The sequence below is a fragment of the uncultured Draconibacterium sp. genome, from assembly GCF_913060805.1.
Lineage (GTDB): Bacteria > Bacteroidota > Bacteroidia > Bacteroidales > Prolixibacteraceae > Draconibacterium.
This window is the reverse complement of the sequence record NZ_CAJXTC010000032.1, coordinates 1-17,192: the sequence shown is the minus strand read 5'-3', so window position 1 is coordinate 17,192 and position 17,192 is coordinate 1. Positions and strand designations below refer to the sequence as shown.

Genomic DNA, 17,192 nt, shown 5'->3' with positions numbered 1-17,192 from the left:
ATGAAGAAAATCTGTTTTTTTACTAAAGAGATAGCAATAATGCTAATGCTCTTTTTACTTGTACATTCTGTGGCAATAGCCCAAAATGTTACAGTTAGTGGTACCGTTACAGATGAAGACGGAGAGCCGCTTCCTGGCGTTACGGTTGCTGTTGTAGGTCAAACTGCAGTAGGAACAGTAACCAACTTTGACGGTATTTACGAACTGGAAGTTGCCGGCGACGCACAGCTGAGCTTTCGATTTGTTGGTTTCACACAACAAACCATCGACGTGGGTGGCCGAACTACCATCGACGTTACCTTAAAACCCGATTTGGTTGGGCTGGATGAGGTAGTGGTTATTGGCTATGGTACACAACGAAAAGAAGCTGTAACAGGATCTGTTGCTTCGGTGGGTGGCGAGCAAATGCGCGAAGTTCCGTCATCGGATATGACACAGGCTTTACAAGGTCGTGTTGCCGGTGTTGAAATGTCGCAAACATCTACAAAACCTGGTGCTACCATGCAAATTCGTATTCGTGGTACACGTTCGTTAAATGCAAGTAACGACCCGCTGGTGGTGCTCGATGGAATTCCATTTGCAGGTTCGATCAGCGATATCAGCCCAAGCGATATTAAAAGTATCGATATTCTGAAAGATGCTTCGGCCACAGCTATTTACGGATCGCGTGGTGCAAACGGTGTTATTCTGGTAACTACAAATAAAGGTTACAAAGGTCAAAAAGCAACGTTTAGCTTTAACAGCTACTACGGTATAAAAGATGCTATAAAGTTCCCGATGATGAACGGAGCTGAGTTTGCAGCGCTTAGAGAAGCTCGCGGACAATATGCCAACTCGCTTGAAGAATCAAACGATGTAGATACCGACTGGCAAGACTTAATGTACCGCACTGGTATTGTAACCAGCAGCGACTTTGGCGTTTCGGGTGGTACCGAAAAAGGTGCATACAGTTTTGGAATGGGATACTACAAAGATGAGGCAGTTTTGCCGGGTCAGGAATACGAGCGTATTTCGTTGCGTGGTAGCCTCGATCAGGAAATTGGAGAATACATTCGCGTAGGATTTTCTTCAAACAACAGTTTTTCTATTTCCGATGGTAACAACCTGGGCTTGTACAGCACTTTAAGTGCATCGCCTCTTGTTGATCCTTACAATGAAGATGGTACCTGGAAAAGAACCATTAAAATGCCTTCGGATGAGCAGTTTTTGTATTCACGAGAAATAATTGAAGGATTGGGCGATAAGTGGATCGACCAGGACAAAGCATACGGTACTTACAACAACGTTTATGGCGAAGTTAAAATACCCGGCGTTGAAGGACTGAAATACCGCGCAAACCTTGGTTTAAACCTGCGTACGGTAAACGGTGGTGCGTACCGTGGCGAAGGTGTATTTTCAATCAACCCTACTACCGAGTCAACAGCATCGATCAACAATTCGCTTCAGTTAAACTGGGCCATTGAGAATTTGCTGACTTACGACCGCGTTTTTGCCGATAAACACCATTTAAATGTGGTTGGTTTGTATTCGGCTGAGGAAACTTCTTACAACAGTTCGTACATTGCTGCAAGAGATATTCCTGCTGATCATTTTCAGTTTTATAATCTTGGACGCGCCGATGGCGAAATCACGATAAATCCCGATTACCAGGGATATTATAAAACCGGATTAAGTTCGTACATGGGACGTGTAATGTACTCGTACGACGATCGTTATATGATTACTGCAACTGTACGTTCCGACGGTTCTTCAAGATTGGCCGATGGCGAAAAATGGCACACTTATCCTGCAGTTTCGGTAGGTTGGAACATTGGTGAGGAAAGCTTTATGCAAGGCATTTCGGCCATTAACCAACTGAAAGTTCGTGCCGGTTACGGACAAACTTCAAACCAGTCGGTTAGCCCGTATGCAACATTGGGTCGTTTGGCAACAAGGCCATACAACTTTGGCGAAGAATTTGGAATAGGATATTACGTTTCGGAATTGCCAAACACTGATTTGGGTTGGGAATATTCGGAAACTGTAAACCTTGGTCTCGACTTTACTTTATTCGATGGACGTTTGTCGGGTACTGCCGAATATTACGTTACCAACACTAAAGACATTCTTTTACGTTTGAGCTTGCCACCAACATCGGGTGTGGGAAGTTACATGGGTAACATTGGCGAAACGCAAAACAAAGGTTTTGAATTGTCATTAAACGGCGTGATCATTGATGATTTGAACGGATTTACCTGGGAAGCCGGCGTAAACCTGTATGCTAACCGCAACAAACTGGTAGCACTGGCTTCGGGTCAGGAAAAAGACGAAGCAAACTGGTGGTTTGTTGGTTACCCGATCGATGTAATTTACGATTATAAATACGTTGGTTTGTGGCAGCTGGGCGACGCATACATGAATGAATACGAGCCGGGCGGAAACCCTGGAATGATTAAAGTGGAATATACCGGCGAATACAATGAAGACGGTTCTCCGGTACGATCGATTGGAGCTGCCGATCGTCAGCCAATGTCGCTTGAGCCTGATTTGCAGGGAGGTTTTAACTCGCGTTTTGCCTACAAAGGTTTCGACCTGAGTGTTGTTGGAGCTTTTAAAGTTGGCGGAAAACTGATCAGTACTTTGTACTCTTCAAACGGTTATTTAAACATGTTAACCGGTCGCCGTAACAACGTAAGTGTTGATTACTGGACACCTGAAAATTACGATGCACGATATCCTGCACCTGAAGGGCTCATCAGTAACGATAACCCAAAATACGGAAGTACACTGGGTTATTTCGATGCTTCGTATCTGAAAATACGTACCATTTCTTTAGGATATAATTTCGAAAATATCGACTGGTTAAAAGATAAAGGAATTAAAAAGCTACGTGTTTATGCCTCGGCACAAAATCCATTTGTATTCTTCTCGCCTTATAACGACGAATCGGGAATGGATCCTGAAACCAACTCGTTTGGCGACGAAAATGCCGCTGTAACAGAAACGTACAAATCGCGCTTGTTAACGATTGGTACAAATACACCTGCTACCAAAAATTATTTGATTGGCATAAACCTAACATTCTAATTTGAACCTTAAAGAAGATACTAAAATGAAAAGAAAAATAATTACAAAAATAGGAGCAGCCTTTATGGCCCTGTTCTTGGTTGTTGGGTGTACCGATATCCTTGAAGAACATCCACGTAATATTTATGAGCCGGGGTTTTTCCAAACCGAAACCGGTGTAATGGGCGGGTTAACATCGTTGTATGCTCACCTGCGTTGGATCTATGGACAGGCATATTATTACAACTCGTGCGAAACAGGTACCGATGAGTATACCTGGGGACAGAGTGCCGATGCTAACTTTAAAGACCACGACCTTTCGGGCGAAGGCCAGTTAACGCCAAGTACCAGCCGTTCGGATGTAATATGGAATGCGCTGTTTACCAACATTAATACCGCCAGTGGTATTATCGAAAATGCTTCAGGTGTTGGCCTTTCTGATGCTTTAATTGGCGAAGCTACCTTCTTCCGTGCATTCGACTATTTCTTGCTGACACAGACTTTTGGTGGAGTTCCACTTGATCTGGGATCGGGCGAGTTGAAATTTAACGCAACTCCTGCCCGTGTATCGGTGCGTAACACCGTGCCCGAAGTATACACAAAATGTGTTTTCCCCGATTTGATTTATGCGGTGGAAAATCTTCCTACAGAACCACGTTTAACCGGTGCTGTAACCAAAACCACTGCCCGTCTGTTCCTGGCAAAAGCCTATTTAACTTACGGCTGGTGGTTAGAAAATCCGAATAACATTCCTACTTATCCGGCTGCCGACAGGGTTGATCCTGATGGACACAATCCACAATGGTATTTCCAGCAGGCTTACGATGTTGCAATGGCTGCCATTAACGATCCGGGTCCTTACGGACTGCAAGAGACATATTACGATGTAAACTTAGCAGAGAACGACCGCAACAGCGAGCATCTTTTATACGCCGACCGTACCGAAGAAAGCGAATATTACCTTGATGGTAGTTTGACTTACGCCAGTGCTGCTGCACCTGATAACTTTGCTGTATGGATGGTAACCTGTAACATTTATGTGATGAATGCACTGGATTCAAACGGCGACCAGGTACAAAGTGTTTGGCGTGAAGCTGCCCAGTCGTATGGTCGTCCATGGACGCGTATGGCTCCACCGATTGAAGTGTTTACCGAAACATTTGCCGATAAAACGCACGATTCGCGCTACGATGGTACTTTCGTTACCAGCTACCGTGGAAACTGGAACCTTGACGGTGCTGCACCCGATGTGGATGTAATGTACAATGCAAACGGATTGGAAGTTCAACCCGGCGATGCCATTCTTACTTTCCTTGATGACGACAGCCAAACTCCAAGTTACACTGGAACATTTAACAACGGCGGTAACATGGGTGGTGGCGAGCTGGCCGGCAGATCTGACTATGTAATAGCACCTAGCGGAATTAGTCGTCGTTCTTATCCTGGTTTGTGGAAACTGGGAACTTACCGCACCGACAACGATGGTGGTTTAGGAGAACCAAACGGTGCACTTACCCGCCCGTTCTATGTGGCTAAATTCTCTGAACTTTATCTTGTGGCAGCCGAAGCAGCAGTAAAAGGTGCTTCTGGTTCTATGTCGGCCAGAGAGTTGATCAATGTACTTCGTGCCCGTGCCGGAAAATGGCGCTGGGACAATGGCGCCAACGAAGAAAAAGTTGCCGATTACAGTGCCGAAATGGTTGCTGCAACTCCGCAAACTATCGATATCGACTATGTTTTGGAAGAGCGTTCGCGCGAATTGTTTGGCGAAGGTTACCGTTGGTACGATTTAATTCGTACACAAAAATGGGGCGAAGTTGCCGCTACATTTACCATTTGCGGTAGTGAAGTTAGCGACCATACACCGGTTGAATATTCGCGTGAAATTGCCGATTACCATTACCTGCGTCCTATTCCTCAGGGACAGCTTGATGCGCTGGAAATGACTGATGCCGAAAAAGCTGAATACCAAAACCCGGGATATAACTAGAAAGGATTGATAATAGAACGATTAAAGACAATAAAAATGAAAAATTATATAAAAATTCTTTTGCTGGGCACTTTGTCAATCTTTCTTTTAACAACAGCTTGTAAGGAAGATGAGGCATTCGCTCCTGTAAATATCACCGAAATGAGCGTTGACTCTGCCTATCCGCTCGATGTGATAACAATTTCCGGTTCAAACCTCGAAACAGTTCAGTCTGCATGGGTGGGAACCGAAGAAGCGATGTTTATGTACGATGGAACGGCTATTAGTTTAACCGTTCCTGAAGATGCAAAAATTGGTAGTTCGTTTATTACACTGGTTATTGATCCTGATTACCGCGTGGTAACCGGATTTGAAGTTCTGTTACGACCAACACCGCTTGTTCAGTCGCTTAATTCGTCGGCAGTGGCACCCGGATCGGAGCTAACGATTAAAGGTTTGTCATTTAATGCTGAATACGGCCCAACGGTTACAATTGGCGGCGTAACGGCAAATATTACATCGAATACCGACACCGAATTGAAAGTTACTGTTCCTGCTTTAGAGGCTTACGAAGAAGCAAAAGTTGAAGTAACAACCATGCACGGTACATCAAAATCAGAGTTCTTGTTCTATGCAGGCGAAAACCTGATTGTAAATGGTGGATTAGACCAGGGTAGCGGTAACGATTTCGACAACTGGACAAAACTGAACGGTGGCGACCAAATGACCGAAGTTAGCGGCGATGATGCCTACTACGGACGAGCAATTCATGTGGTTGGTGCAGCAAGTAATCCGTGGAATACACAGTTTGCCAGCGATCCTATTGAGCTGCTGGAAAACACCGAATATACTGTTGTTATTTTGGCAAAAGCCGAACTCGATGGAGCCATAATGAGGGTTTCAGCATCGCAATGGCCTGATGATTATTTCTATGGCGACGATGTTGAATTATCAACCGACTGGCAACAATATGCCTGGACGTTCACCGGACAGGAGCTGGAAAACGGAACCCGCATCGTACTGGATATGGGGCACACCGACGTTCCGTTTGTAGTAGACAATATTACTCTGATTCAAGGCGCTTCGGCACCTGTTGGAAGCTCTCCTGAGTTATTAGTTAATGGTGGTTTCGAAGAGGATCTTACCGGATGGGAAGTGCTGAACGGAGCCGACAATGCCGAAGTTACTGCTGCCGATTCGTACTGTGGAAGCAAATCGTTGAAAGTTGTTGGAGCCGGCGGTAATCCATGGGATGTACAAATTGCAGCCGATGCATTGGAACTGGAAGTTGGAATGATGTACGAACTGGGATTCTGGGCTAAAGCAGCCGGTGAAGAAGGTTTCTTCCGCGTGTCAGCATCGAAATACGATGGTCAGGGAAGCGATTTCCTGTATTCTCCTGATTTTGCTTTAACAACCGACTGGGCTTATTACTCGGTGGTTTTCGAAGCAAAAACAACCGCAACCGGCGATGTTAACATCGTTATTGATGCCGGAGCAACAACGCAAACCATGTTCATCGATGCAATGAGTCTGAAAGAATATCTGCCAAAAGCCAGTGAATATGCAAACGGTGGATTTGAAGAAGATCTTTCAGGTTGGGAAATCCTGAACGGTCCGGATAATGCTTCTGTTACAGCAGCCGAAGCTTACGAAGGCGATAAGTCGCTAAAAGTTGTTGGAGCCGGTGGTAACCCATGGGATGTACAAATTGCAACCGATGCAGTGGCGCTTACCGTTGGACAGCAGTACAAAGTTAGTTTCTGGGCAAAAGCAGCCGGCGAAGAAGGTTTCTTCAGAATCTCGGCTTCGCAATACGACGGTCAGGGTAGCGATTTCTTCTACTCGCCTGATTTTAACCTTACAACCGAATGGGCTTATTACTCAAAGGTTTTCGAGGCTAAAACCACAGCAACCGGAGATGTACGGGTGTTGATTGATGCGGGAGCTACTACGCAAACGATGTATATCGATAATCTTGTAATTGCCGAATACGACGGTGGATGTGAATAATTAAAACTGATGATAGATAAAGAATAACTGCCTTTACCGGCAGTTATTCTTTTCATCTTTGCAGCTAAACGAAGATTTAAACGCCGGAAACGCCTAAAGAATATTATGAAGAAGAATAAATTGAGCCCGGAAAAATGGATGCTGACCATCATTTTTGTATTATCCTTCGCCGCTGTAGTTTGCGGGCAGGACAACACAAAAGTCAAGGCAACAAACAGCCCTGTTTTTCTGGAAGCAACTTACCAGGGAAACGACAAAATTTATCAGGAGAACCCTTTGGAAACCGATGAGTTTTACAATCCGATTTTGCAGGGGTGTTACCCCGATCCGTCGATTACCCGAAAAGGTGACGATTATTTCCTGGTCACTTCTTCGTTTGTGATGTTTCCCGGTGTGCCTATTTTTCATTCAAAAGATTTAGTCAACTGGAAACAGATCGGTCATGTGTTGGAGAGCAAATCGCAGTTGCGCATAGCCAACCTCGGAATCAGCAGAGGTGTTTATGCTCCTGCAATCCGCTACAATCCGCACAACGATACGTTTTATATGATTACGACCCAGGTTGCCGGCGATTTGGGAAATATGGTAGTTAAAACGAAAGATCCGTTTAAAGGTTGGAGCGAACCTTACAAGTTGAACTTCAACGGTATCGATCCGTCTTTGTTTTTCGACGACGATGGAAAAGCTTACGTGGTGCACAACGATGCTCCCGACCCGGGAAAAGAATTGTACGAAGGACACCGCGTTATAAAAATATGGGAATACGATTTGGAAAACGATCAGGTGATTGAAGGCACCGATAAAATTGTGGTTGACGGTGGTGTTGACATTACCAAAAAGCCGATCTGGATTGAAGCGCCGCACCTTTATAAAAAAGACGGACGTTACTACCTGATGTGCGCCGAAGGTGGTACAGGAGGCTGGCACAGCGAAGTAATTTTTGCGAGCGATAATCCTTACGGGCCATTTATTCCTGCCGAAAATAATCCGATACTCACGCAGCGCTATTTTCCTGCCGATCGTGCCAACAAAGTGGATTGGGCCGGCCATGCCGATTTGGTACTCGGGCCAAACGATCAGTATTACGGCGTATTTCTGGCGGTTCGTCCAAACGAAAAACAACGTGTAAATACCGGTCGCGAAACCTTTATTTTACCCGTCGACTGGTCGGGTGATTTCCCGGTTTTTGTAAACGGATTGATCCCGATGGAACCCAAATTAAAAATGCCGGAAGGTACTGAAAACCTTACCGGGAAGGACGGCTTTTTACCCAGCGGAAACTTTACGTTCACCGACCATTTCTCGTCAGAAAAACTCGATTACCGGTGGATTGGATTAAGAGGCCCGCGCGAAGATTTTATCGCTAAAACAGAAAACGGTCTGCAGATCAATCCTTTCGAGGTAAATATTACAGAGGTAAAACCTGCCTCAATACTTTTTTACCGGCAGCAGCACAATACTTTTTCATTCTCGACTGTCATGGATTATATTCCTGAATCGGAGAAAGATATGGCTGGGCTGGTTTGTCTGCAAAACGAAAAATCGAACTATGTATTTGGCATCACCAAAAAGGGCAGCGAGTATTATATTTTGCTCCAACGTAACGAGTGGCCCGGACGGGTTGGTGAACACAAATCGATGCATATTGCAAGCAAAAAAATTGAAATAAACGGTGCTGTAAAACTGCAGGTGAAAGCTGATGGCGATGATTATGAATTTGCCTATTCAACCAACGGGACTGACTATGTGAATTTGGGTGGTACCGTTTCGGGCGATATACTTTCAACCGATGTTGCCGGTGGATTTACCGGGGCATTAATCGGTTTATATGCCACCACTGCAAATGATTTACAGCCTTAAAATATTTATACCAAAAAATCAAGAACATGAAGCACATTTTTACCTTAATACTGATTACTACATTTTTTAATTACACCGGCCTTGCTCAGGACAGCGATGCGGGAGCAAAACCCGTTATTATTGAAGCTGAATCCGGTACGGTGGGAAGCAATTATTCGGTGCTTACCGATGGCGATGTGTCGTATGTAACAACCGATGTTAACTACACCGGCTCGTCGTATCCCGGAGGCAGCGAAAGTGTAATAATTTACCAGGTTGATTTTCAAAGTGCGGGCACCTATCAATTGTTTGTAAGAATGCGTGTAGGTGCCAACGAATTCGAGGATGACAGTTACTTTAGTGCCTCAGGATTTGGCGAAAAAAGCCTGACTGACGCTGCCGATTGGGTAATGATAAACGGATTGGCCGATGGCGGATTTACAGGTGATAAGAATGTGGTTTACGATGCAGGTGGTGCCGGATCCGAAATTTGGAAATGGGTAAATATCACCAATAACTTTTATGGAAATTTTCCGGATGCTTTTGTGGTTGAAGAAGGCAATCTAAGCCTTACTTTTCAGATCGGAAGCCGCGAAGACGGCCTTGAGTTTGATAAAATAGCTTTTGGAAAAGCAGATCTATTTTATACGGTTGAAGCGCTGGATAATGAACTCGCAGGATCAGTAGACTGGCCAGAAGATCCGGTATATCCGGGGCCTCCTCTTGCCGAAGGAAAGCCTAAATTTCTTGGAAACGTGAAAGCTTCAGGCGACTATTCATTTGTAAATATCTGGAATCAGCTAACGCCCGGAAATGAAGGGAAATGGGCAAGCATTGCCAACAACATCGATACCACAACCTGGGATTGGTCGGCACTTGATGAGTTATACGCTTATGCAAAAGAGAATGATATTTTATTCAAGGAGCATACTCTGATTTGGGGATCACAGCAGCCGTACTGGATTTCGGGTCTCGATCAGGCTAAACAGCTGGAATACATCGAGTACTGGATTCGTAAATGCGCCGAGCGCTATCCGGAGACCGATATAGTTGATGTGGTAAATGAGCCGCTGGCAAGCCACAATCCGCCCGATGGTGAAAACGGAAGAGCCAATTACAAAGAGGCGCTGGGCGGCGACGGCGAAACCGGCTGGGACTGGGTGATAAAAGCATTCGAAATGGCCCGAAAATATTACCCAAATGCCGAATTGTTACTCAACGATTACGGGATTATAAACAGCACTTCGGCAACCAACACTTACATTGAAATTATCAAGCTGTTAAACGATCGTGGACTGATTGACGGAATTGGTGTGCAAGGTCACCGCTTTGCCTTGGAAAGTACGCCAAATTCAATGCTGAATTTTAATATAAACCGGCTGGCTGCAATAGGTTTGCCAATTTATATAACTGAGCTTGACCTTGGAAACATCGATAATGAGGGAACGCCTGACGATGATGAGCAGCTGGAATTGTATCAACGAATTTTCCCGCTTCTTTGGGAACATCCGGCCATTCAGGGCATCACTTTGTGGGGTTACTACGAAAACGATATGTGGCAGGAAACCTGTTACCTGGTAAGGTCCGACGGAACCTTGCGACCTGCATTTACATGGCTTGCCGAGTATGTACAAGAAACCGTATTGACTACGGCAACCGAAGATATACTTTATCGGGATGCTGTTCGAATAAAGAGTTTCCCGAATCCGTTCAGTTCTTCTACAAAAATTCAGTTCGATTTAAAACGAAGCGAACATGTAAGCATAAAAATTTTGGATGCTGCCGGCAGGGAAGTCACTGCTTTAGTGGACGAAAACCTTGATGCCGGAACGCACATAGTTACCTGGAACGCGGCGAATAACACCGGAAATAAATTGAATCGCGGAGTTTATATCTGTCGGTTTGTTGCCGGCGATCGCATTGAAACAATGAAACTTCTTCTTATTGATTAAAACTTCAATAATGAACGAGCCAAAAATAGAAATCAAAGATTAATACATAAAAAACCAAATCAAATGGATACGAACTCACAGAAAGTTTCTGTAATAGAAAAAATTGGATACAGCCTCGGCGACCTGGCTGCCAACCTGGTGTTTCAAACCCTGGTTACTTTCCTGGCGTTTTTCTATACTGACATTTATGGATTGCAGAACGAACACGCATCAGTAATTATGCTGGTGGTAGGACTGGTAGCAGCTTTTGCTTTTAACCCGATTATTGGTGCTTTGGCCGACCGAACGCATTCGCGCTGGGGAAAATTTCGCCCCTGGATTTTGTTTACGGCCATTCCGCTGGGTGTAATTGCTTTGCTGGCATTTACAACACCCGATTTTTCGTACAAAGGAAAGCTGATTTACGCCGCCGGAACTTACACTTTGTTGCTGCTGGCTTACGCGGCAAGTAACCTGCCTTATTCGGCATTAAGTGGCGTGCTAACCGGCGACATGTCGGAGCGAAACAGCCTTTCGTCGTACCGTTTTGCGGCGGTAATGTTTGCACAGTTTTTTGTGCAGGTATTTATGTTGCCGATCATTTTACACGTGGGAAATGGCGATAAAGCGGCCGGAATTGAATCGGTAATGACCTGGATGGCCATCATTGGTACCGTACTTTTGCTGATCACTTTTCTGACCACAAAAGAGCGCGTGGTTCCTCGTCCCGAGCAACAAGCAAGTTTAAAAGAAGATTTGAGAGATTTATTTAAAAACCGTCCGTGGATCATCATGTTAACGCTAACAATTCTTGTGTTTGTTACGCTTGCCATGAAAGGCGGATCGTACGTTTATTATTTTAATAACTACGTTGACGAGGCGGCATTGCAAAGTTTTATCCAGCCAATTTTAGATTCGCTTTCGGCAATTGGGTTGAACTTTTTTGAGTCGGATGTAGCATCAGCAGGCTTTGGATTATTCAACGCCGGAGGAATCATTTTTTCGATGATCGGTATTGCGGTGTCAAGAAAACTGGCGGATAAATTCGGAAAACGAGATGTGTTCGGAATTACTTTATTTATTGCCACCCTGTTTATTGCTTCTTTCATTTTTTACAATCCTGAAGATGTGCGATTGATGTTTATAGCGCAGGCATTGCATATGTTTTTCTATGGTGTAACCACACCAATTCTTTGGGCGATGATCGCCGATGTGGCCGACTATTCGGAGTGGATTAACAACCGCCGCGCAACAGCTATAATCTTCTCGGCAATGATGGTGGGACTGAAAGCCGGACTGGCTATTGGAGGTGCCATTGTTACCTGGATTCTTGGTTTGTACGGCTACGTTTCGAAAGACGCAGTGGCAGCCGGTCAGGAACTGGTTCAGCCCGAAAGTGTGGCTCAGGGAGCAAAAATGCTGGTAAGTATTTACCCGTCTATTCCGTTTTTAATCGGCGTTGCATTGCTGTTCTTCTACGAAATCAATAAAAGCAAAGAAGTTCAGATTCAGAAAGACCTTTTATCAAAAAGAGTATAAACTTGATTTTATATAAAAACCTAAAAAATAATCACATGCGAAACAGCAGAATATTCATTGCATTGATAGCGCTTGCGGCAGTTACCTTTGCTTGCAGCACATCAAAAAAGAAAACCCCGGAAACTTTAAAAGATGCTTTTCAAGGCAAGTTTTATATCGGAACGGCCATGAACGAATGGCAAATCACCGGGGAGGATTCGGCGGCTGTTGGTGTGATTAAAAGTCAGTTTGATGCCATTGTTCCCGAAAACTGTATGAAAAGCGAGGAAATCCAGCCGCAAGAGGGCGAATTTGATTTTTCTCTGGCCGATCAGTTTGTGGATTTTGGCGAGGCCAACAACAAATTTATCACCGGCCATTGTTTGATCTGGCATTCGCAGGCACCAAAATGGTTTTTCACCGATGCCGAAGGAAACGACGTTTCGCGCGAAGTGATGATCGAACGTATGAAAAACCATATTTACACGGTTGTTGGTCGTTATAAAGGCCGAATAAAAGGCTGGGATGTGGTTAACGAAGCGTTTTTGGAAGACGGCAGCTGGAGGGAAAGCAAGTTCTACCAGATTGTTGGAAAAGACTTTATAAAACTGGCGTTTCAGTTTGCCCACGAAGCCGATCCTGATGCCGAATTGTATTACAACGATTACAACGAATGGTACCCTGGAAGACGCGACGCCGTGGTTCAAATGGTGCGCGATTTAAAAGCCGAAGGAATCCGGATTGACGGCATTGGCATGCAGGGACACATTGGAATGGACGGCCCTTCGATTGACGAGTATGAAAAAGCGATTGAAGCATACGCCGGCGAAGGAATGAAAGTGATGATTACTGAGCTGGATATGTCGATTTTGCCACAGCCGCGCCAGGATGTTGGTGCCGATATTTCAACCAGTTTCGAGTACCAGCAACAACTGAATCCGTACACCGCCGGAGTTCCGCATAACGAAATGGAATTGTGGGATAACCGCATGCTCGATTTCTTTCAGTTGTTTCTGAAACACTCTGATGTAATCTCGCGTGTAACGCTTTGGGGCGTTTCGGATGCTACCTCGTGGAAAAACGATTTTCCGGTGCACGGACGTACCGATTACCCGCTGTTGTTCGATCGCGATTACCAGCCAAAAAGTATTGTGGCAAAGTTGATTAATGAGGCCAACCAGCCTGAAAATATAAATTAGTTTAGTTAGGTAGTTAGTTTTTCCGGGGGGTGCACCATAGGGCAGCTCCCGGATATTTTATTTGAAATTCCCGAACGCAATAGAATTGAATGATTAGAAAGCAAAATTTATAGTAAAATGAAGAAAGCACGATACCTTGTAGATGACCTTTATACTGCCGATCCGGCAGCACATGTTTTTAACGGAAAAATCTACATTTACCCGTCGCACGATGTTGAGTCGGGTATTCCCGAAAACGATTTGGGCGACCATTTCGATATGCGCGATTATCATGTTTTTTCGATGGATGAAATTGACGGAGAAGTTACCGATCATGGCGTAGCGCTCGATGTGAAAGACATTCCGTGGTCGGGCCGCCAGCTGTGGGACAGCGACTGTGCTTATAAAAACGGAAAGTACTACCTCTATTTTCCGCTGAAAGACCAGACCGATATTTTCAGGATTGGTGTGGCCATCAGCGATAAACCTGAGGGGCCGTTCGTTCCGCAGGAAGCGCCGATGAAAGGAAGTTACTCCATCGATCCGTGTGTTTTTGAGGATGAGGATGGCAGCCATTACATGTATTTTGGCGGTTTGTGGGGTGGCCAGTTGCAGCGTTACCGCAACAACAAAGCCATTGAATGTGGTCAGGAACCGGGCGATGATGAGCAGGCATTGCCGGCACGAATTGCCAAACTCAGCGACGATATGCTGGAATTTGGCGAAGAACCAAAGGCGCTGGTTATTCTGGATGAAAACGGCAAGCCGATAAAAGCCGGCGACCACGACCGACGTTTTTTCGAAGCTTCGTGGATGCACAAATACAACGGTAAATATTACTTCTCGTATTCAACCGGAAACACGCACAAATTGTGCTACGCTATTGGCGACAATCCTTATGGTCCGTTTACTTACCAGGGCGTAATTTTAACGCCGGTTGTGGGCTGGACAACGCATCACTCAATTGTTGAATTCAAAGGAAAATGGTACCTGTTTCATCACGATTGTGTACCTTCAAATGGCAAAACCTGGCTGCGCAGCATGAAAGTTGTGGAACTGGAATATGATGCCGAAGGAAAAATTATTACGATAGAAGGAACAGCAGAATAAATTTAATAAGTAAAGAAATGTTTAGTTTAAAAGATAAAGTTGCCATCGTTACAGGCGGTGGCGGCGTTTTGGGCGGAAGTATCGCCCGCAGTTTAATCGAGGCCGGCGTTAAAGTGGCCATTCTCGATATTCGCGAAGAGAACGTAAATAACCGTGTTGAAGAGTTGAAACAATTTGGGGGCGAGGTCGTTGGTTTTGTGTCGAGTGTATTGGATATGAGCGAGTTAAAACAAACGCGCGAAACGATCCTCGAAACATGGGGGCAGATCGATATCCTGATAAACGCTGCCGGAGGAAATCTTCCGGGTGCAACATTAACCGAGGAACAAACGGTTTTCGATATGAAAATCGAGGACTTCGAACGCGTTAACGATTTGAATATGAACGGAACCGTTTACCCAAGTCTGGTGTTTGGCGAGGCCATGGCAAACCGTGGCGAGGGAAGTATCATCACTATTTCGTCGATGGCTACTTACTCGGCCATTACAAGGGTTTTGGGTTATTCAACAGCCAAAACTGCCATTAATATTTTTACGCAGTGGATGGCCATGGAAATGGCGACCAAATTCAGCGAAAAGGTGCGAGTGAACTCGATTGCTCCGGGCTTTTTTATTGGCGACCAAAACCGAAATGTGTTGATCAATCCGGATGGATCGTACACCGAACGAAGCAAAAAAGTACTGGCCCGCACACCAATGGGGCGCTTTGGCGACATTAAAGAGCTGAACGGCGCGGTGCAGTTTTTATGCTCCGATGCGGCATCATTTATAACAGGTGTAATTCTTCCTGTTGACGGTGGTTTCAGCTCGTTTAGCGGTGTGTAAATTTGAACACGACCATAATTAATTTGTTTTAAGAATAGATAAAAGAAAGTGGTGTGCCTGTGCTGGGTATCGCCACTTTCGTTATTCAAAAAGTTGGTAAAAGAAGGAAAATGGCATTAGAAAAAACGTGGCGTTGGTTTGGCGAAAAAGACATGGTAACGCTTGATGATTTGCAGCAAATGGGAGTTGAAGGAGTGGTTACCGCCCTGCATCATATTCCGAATGGCGAAGTGTGGCCGGTTGAAGAGATTTTGAAGGTGAAAACAGCCATCGAAAAGCGTGGAATGCGCTGGAGTGTTGTGGAGAGTCTTCCGGTTTCGGAAGGCATCAAAATCTGCTCGAACGACCGCGAACGACTTGTTGCCAATTACCAGCAGTCGGTACGAAACCTTGGCGAGTGTGGTATCGATACGATCTGCTACAATTTTATGCCGGTGTTGGATTGGGCACGCACCGATCTGCATTTTAAGATGAAAAATGGCGGAGAATCGATGTACTTTGATTTCCCCACTTTTGTGGCTTTCGATGCTTTTATACTAAAACGCCCGGGCGCCGAAGCTGATTATCCGGCGGAAATCGTTGAAAAGGCAAAAGCCGTTTTTGAGAAGATGACAGAGCAGGAAGCCGAAGAGTTGGCCTACAATATTATTGTGGTTACCCAAGGTTTTATCGATGGTGTGATTGACGGTTCCGTTTCGGATCCGAAAGGCCTTTTCCTGGAGTTTATCGACCGTTACAAGAGCATCGGGAAAGAACAACTGCGCAACAACTTAAAAGCCTTTCTCGAGGATGTAATCCCGGTTGCTGAGGAAGCCGGAGTAAAGCTGGCCATCCATCCCGACGATCCACCGTTTCCGGTGTTGGGATTACCACGTATCATTGGTCAACTGGAGGATTACGAGTGGCTTTTTGAAGCGAATACTTCGCCCAACAACGGTGTAACTTTTTGTGCCGGATCGCTCTCAGCACGCAAAGAAAACAATTTGCTGGAAGTGATTGAAAAAACCCGCGACCGCATTCATTTTGTGCATTTGCGAAATACGCTTTTGCTTGAAGACGGCAGTTTCTACGAATCGGGGCATTTAAACGGTTCGCAGGATATGATGAAAATAATGTTCGCCCTGATAAAAGAACAGAAACGCAGAATTCAATCGGGCAGAAGCGATGTGAAAATGCCGGTTCGCCCCGATCATGGCATCCGGATTATGGACGATTACAAACACGATTACAATCCGGGGTATCCGTTAATCGGGCGATTAAAAGGTTTGGCTGAGCTGGACGGATTGATGCATGGAATTGAATTTATGCTGGCGAAGCAAGTATAACTACATACTTCTAAGCCACAATAACCAGGATGCCGGGGGACTCCATCTTTTTTTAGAGATAGAATCCCTTTTTTTTGCCACAAAAAAAGCACCCAACCCGAAGGAAGGATGCCTTTGTTCTCCACAAATCAAACACGTTATACTTCTTCGCCCGAAGTTGGAGGAATAGGTTCCGCTTCTTCAGGCTCACTGTCGGTACGTCCCTGGCGTGCAGCCAGCTCATTTTCGTAATCGGTTATCTGGTTGTTTGTTAATTGAATAAAATTATCAATTTCCGGAGTACTCATTTCCAGTTCAACCAGCGCATTAATTCGCGATACAATTTTTTCGTAAGCTGTATCAACAGCCTCGCGCAACAATTTATATTCTTCGTTGTCCTGGTCTACTTTTTCCTGACGACGTTGTTCCGTTAGGTCTTGCACCGTTAGGTTTTCAGTTTT

Annotated in this window: 11 protein-coding genes; 10 read left to right on the top strand and 1 reads right to left on the bottom strand. The window is 45.0% G+C overall.

Annotated features, from left to right (window positions below; genetic code table 11):
- From QZ576_RS17215 to uxuA, 10 genes are all read left to right on the top strand, one after another.
- Window positions 1-3,066, top strand: coding sequence for a TonB-dependent receptor (locus tag QZ576_RS17215; RefSeq protein WP_297099286.1), 3,066 nt, complete (start codon window positions 1-3; stop codon window positions 3,064-3,066).
- A gap of 25 nt (window positions 3,067-3,091) precedes the next feature.
- Window positions 3,092-5,035 carry a RagB/SusD family nutrient uptake outer membrane protein gene (locus tag QZ576_RS17210; RefSeq protein ID WP_297099284.1) on the top strand — a complete coding sequence of 648 codons (1,944 nt, stop codon included), beginning with the start codon at window positions 3,092-3,094 and terminating at the stop codon, window positions 5,033-5,035.
- Window positions 5,036-5,071: 36 nt separating this feature from the next.
- Window positions 5,072-7,027: a carbohydrate binding domain-containing protein gene (locus QZ576_RS17205; protein ID WP_297099282.1), complete on the top strand. Its 1,956-nt coding sequence runs from the start codon at window positions 5,072-5,074 to the stop codon at window positions 7,025-7,027.
- 105 nt (window positions 7,028-7,132) lie between these two features.
- The gene (locus QZ576_RS17200; RefSeq protein WP_297099280.1) at window positions 7,133-8,887 is read left to right on the top strand and encodes a glycoside hydrolase family 43 protein; all 1,755 of its coding nucleotides are present in this window, start codon (window positions 7,133-7,135) and stop codon (window positions 8,885-8,887) included.
- A gap of 26 nt (window positions 8,888-8,913) precedes the next feature.
- Window positions 8,914-10,818 carry an endo-1,4-beta-xylanase gene (locus tag QZ576_RS17195; RefSeq protein WP_297099278.1) on the top strand — a complete coding sequence of 635 codons (1,905 nt, stop codon included), beginning with the start codon at window positions 8,914-8,916 and terminating at the stop codon, window positions 10,816-10,818.
- A 63-nt stretch (window positions 10,819-10,881) separates the two neighbouring features.
- Window positions 10,882-12,336: an MFS transporter gene (locus QZ576_RS17190; RefSeq protein WP_297099276.1), complete on the top strand. Its 1,455-nt coding sequence runs from the start codon at window positions 10,882-10,884 to the stop codon at window positions 12,334-12,336.
- 35 nt (window positions 12,337-12,371) lie between these two features.
- Window positions 12,372-13,514, top strand: a complete 1,143-nt coding sequence (locus QZ576_RS17185; RefSeq protein ID WP_297099274.1) for an endo-1,4-beta-xylanase — start codon at window positions 12,372-12,374, stop codon at window positions 13,512-13,514.
- A 117-nt stretch (window positions 13,515-13,631) separates the two neighbouring features.
- Window positions 13,632-14,603, top strand: coding sequence for a glycoside hydrolase family 43 protein (locus QZ576_RS17180; protein ID WP_297099271.1), 972 nt, complete (start codon window positions 13,632-13,634; stop codon window positions 14,601-14,603).
- A 17-nt stretch (window positions 14,604-14,620) separates the two neighbouring features.
- Window positions 14,621-15,427, top strand: coding sequence for an SDR family oxidoreductase (locus QZ576_RS17175; RefSeq protein WP_297099269.1), 807 nt, complete (start codon window positions 14,621-14,623; stop codon window positions 15,425-15,427).
- Between the two features lie 110 nt (window positions 15,428-15,537).
- The gene (gene uxuA, locus QZ576_RS17170; protein ID WP_297099266.1) at window positions 15,538-16,752 is read left to right on the top strand and encodes a mannonate dehydratase; all 1,215 of its coding nucleotides are present in this window, start codon (window positions 15,538-15,540) and stop codon (window positions 16,750-16,752) included.
- A gap of 137 nt (window positions 16,753-16,889) precedes the next feature.
- Here uxuA and QZ576_RS17165 read toward each other — a convergent pair.
- The coding region (locus QZ576_RS17165; RefSeq protein ID WP_297099264.1) for a DUF6261 family protein at window positions 16,890-17,192 on the bottom strand (303 nt) is incomplete at its 5' end.

Coding starts and splice junctions, on each gene's coding strand:
- QZ576_RS17200 (WP_297099280.1), top strand. CDS start 7,133: ATGAAGAAGAATAAATTGAGCCCGGAAAAATGGATGCTGACCATCATT.
- QZ576_RS17180 (WP_297099271.1), top strand. CDS start 13,632: ATGAAGAAAGCACGATACCTTGTAGATGACCTTTATACTGCCGATCCG.
- QZ576_RS17215 (WP_297099286.1), top strand. CDS start 1: ATGAAGAAAATCTGTTTTTTTACTAAAGAGATAGCAATAATGCTAATG.
- QZ576_RS17205 (WP_297099282.1), top strand. CDS start 5,072: ATGAAAAATTATATAAAAATTCTTTTGCTGGGCACTTTGTCAATCTTT.
- uxuA (WP_297099266.1), top strand. CDS start 15,538: ATGGCATTAGAAAAAACGTGGCGTTGGTTTGGCGAAAAAGACATGGTA.
- QZ576_RS17210 (WP_297099284.1), top strand. CDS start 3,092: ATGAAAAGAAAAATAATTACAAAAATAGGAGCAGCCTTTATGGCCCTG.
- QZ576_RS17175 (WP_297099269.1), top strand. CDS start 14,621: ATGTTTAGTTTAAAAGATAAAGTTGCCATCGTTACAGGCGGTGGCGGC.
- QZ576_RS17185 (WP_297099274.1), top strand. CDS start 12,372: ATGCGAAACAGCAGAATATTCATTGCATTGATAGCGCTTGCGGCAGTT.
- QZ576_RS17195 (WP_297099278.1), top strand. CDS start 8,914: ATGAAGCACATTTTTACCTTAATACTGATTACTACATTTTTTAATTAC.
- QZ576_RS17190 (WP_297099276.1), top strand. CDS start 10,882: ATGGATACGAACTCACAGAAAGTTTCTGTAATAGAAAAAATTGGATAC.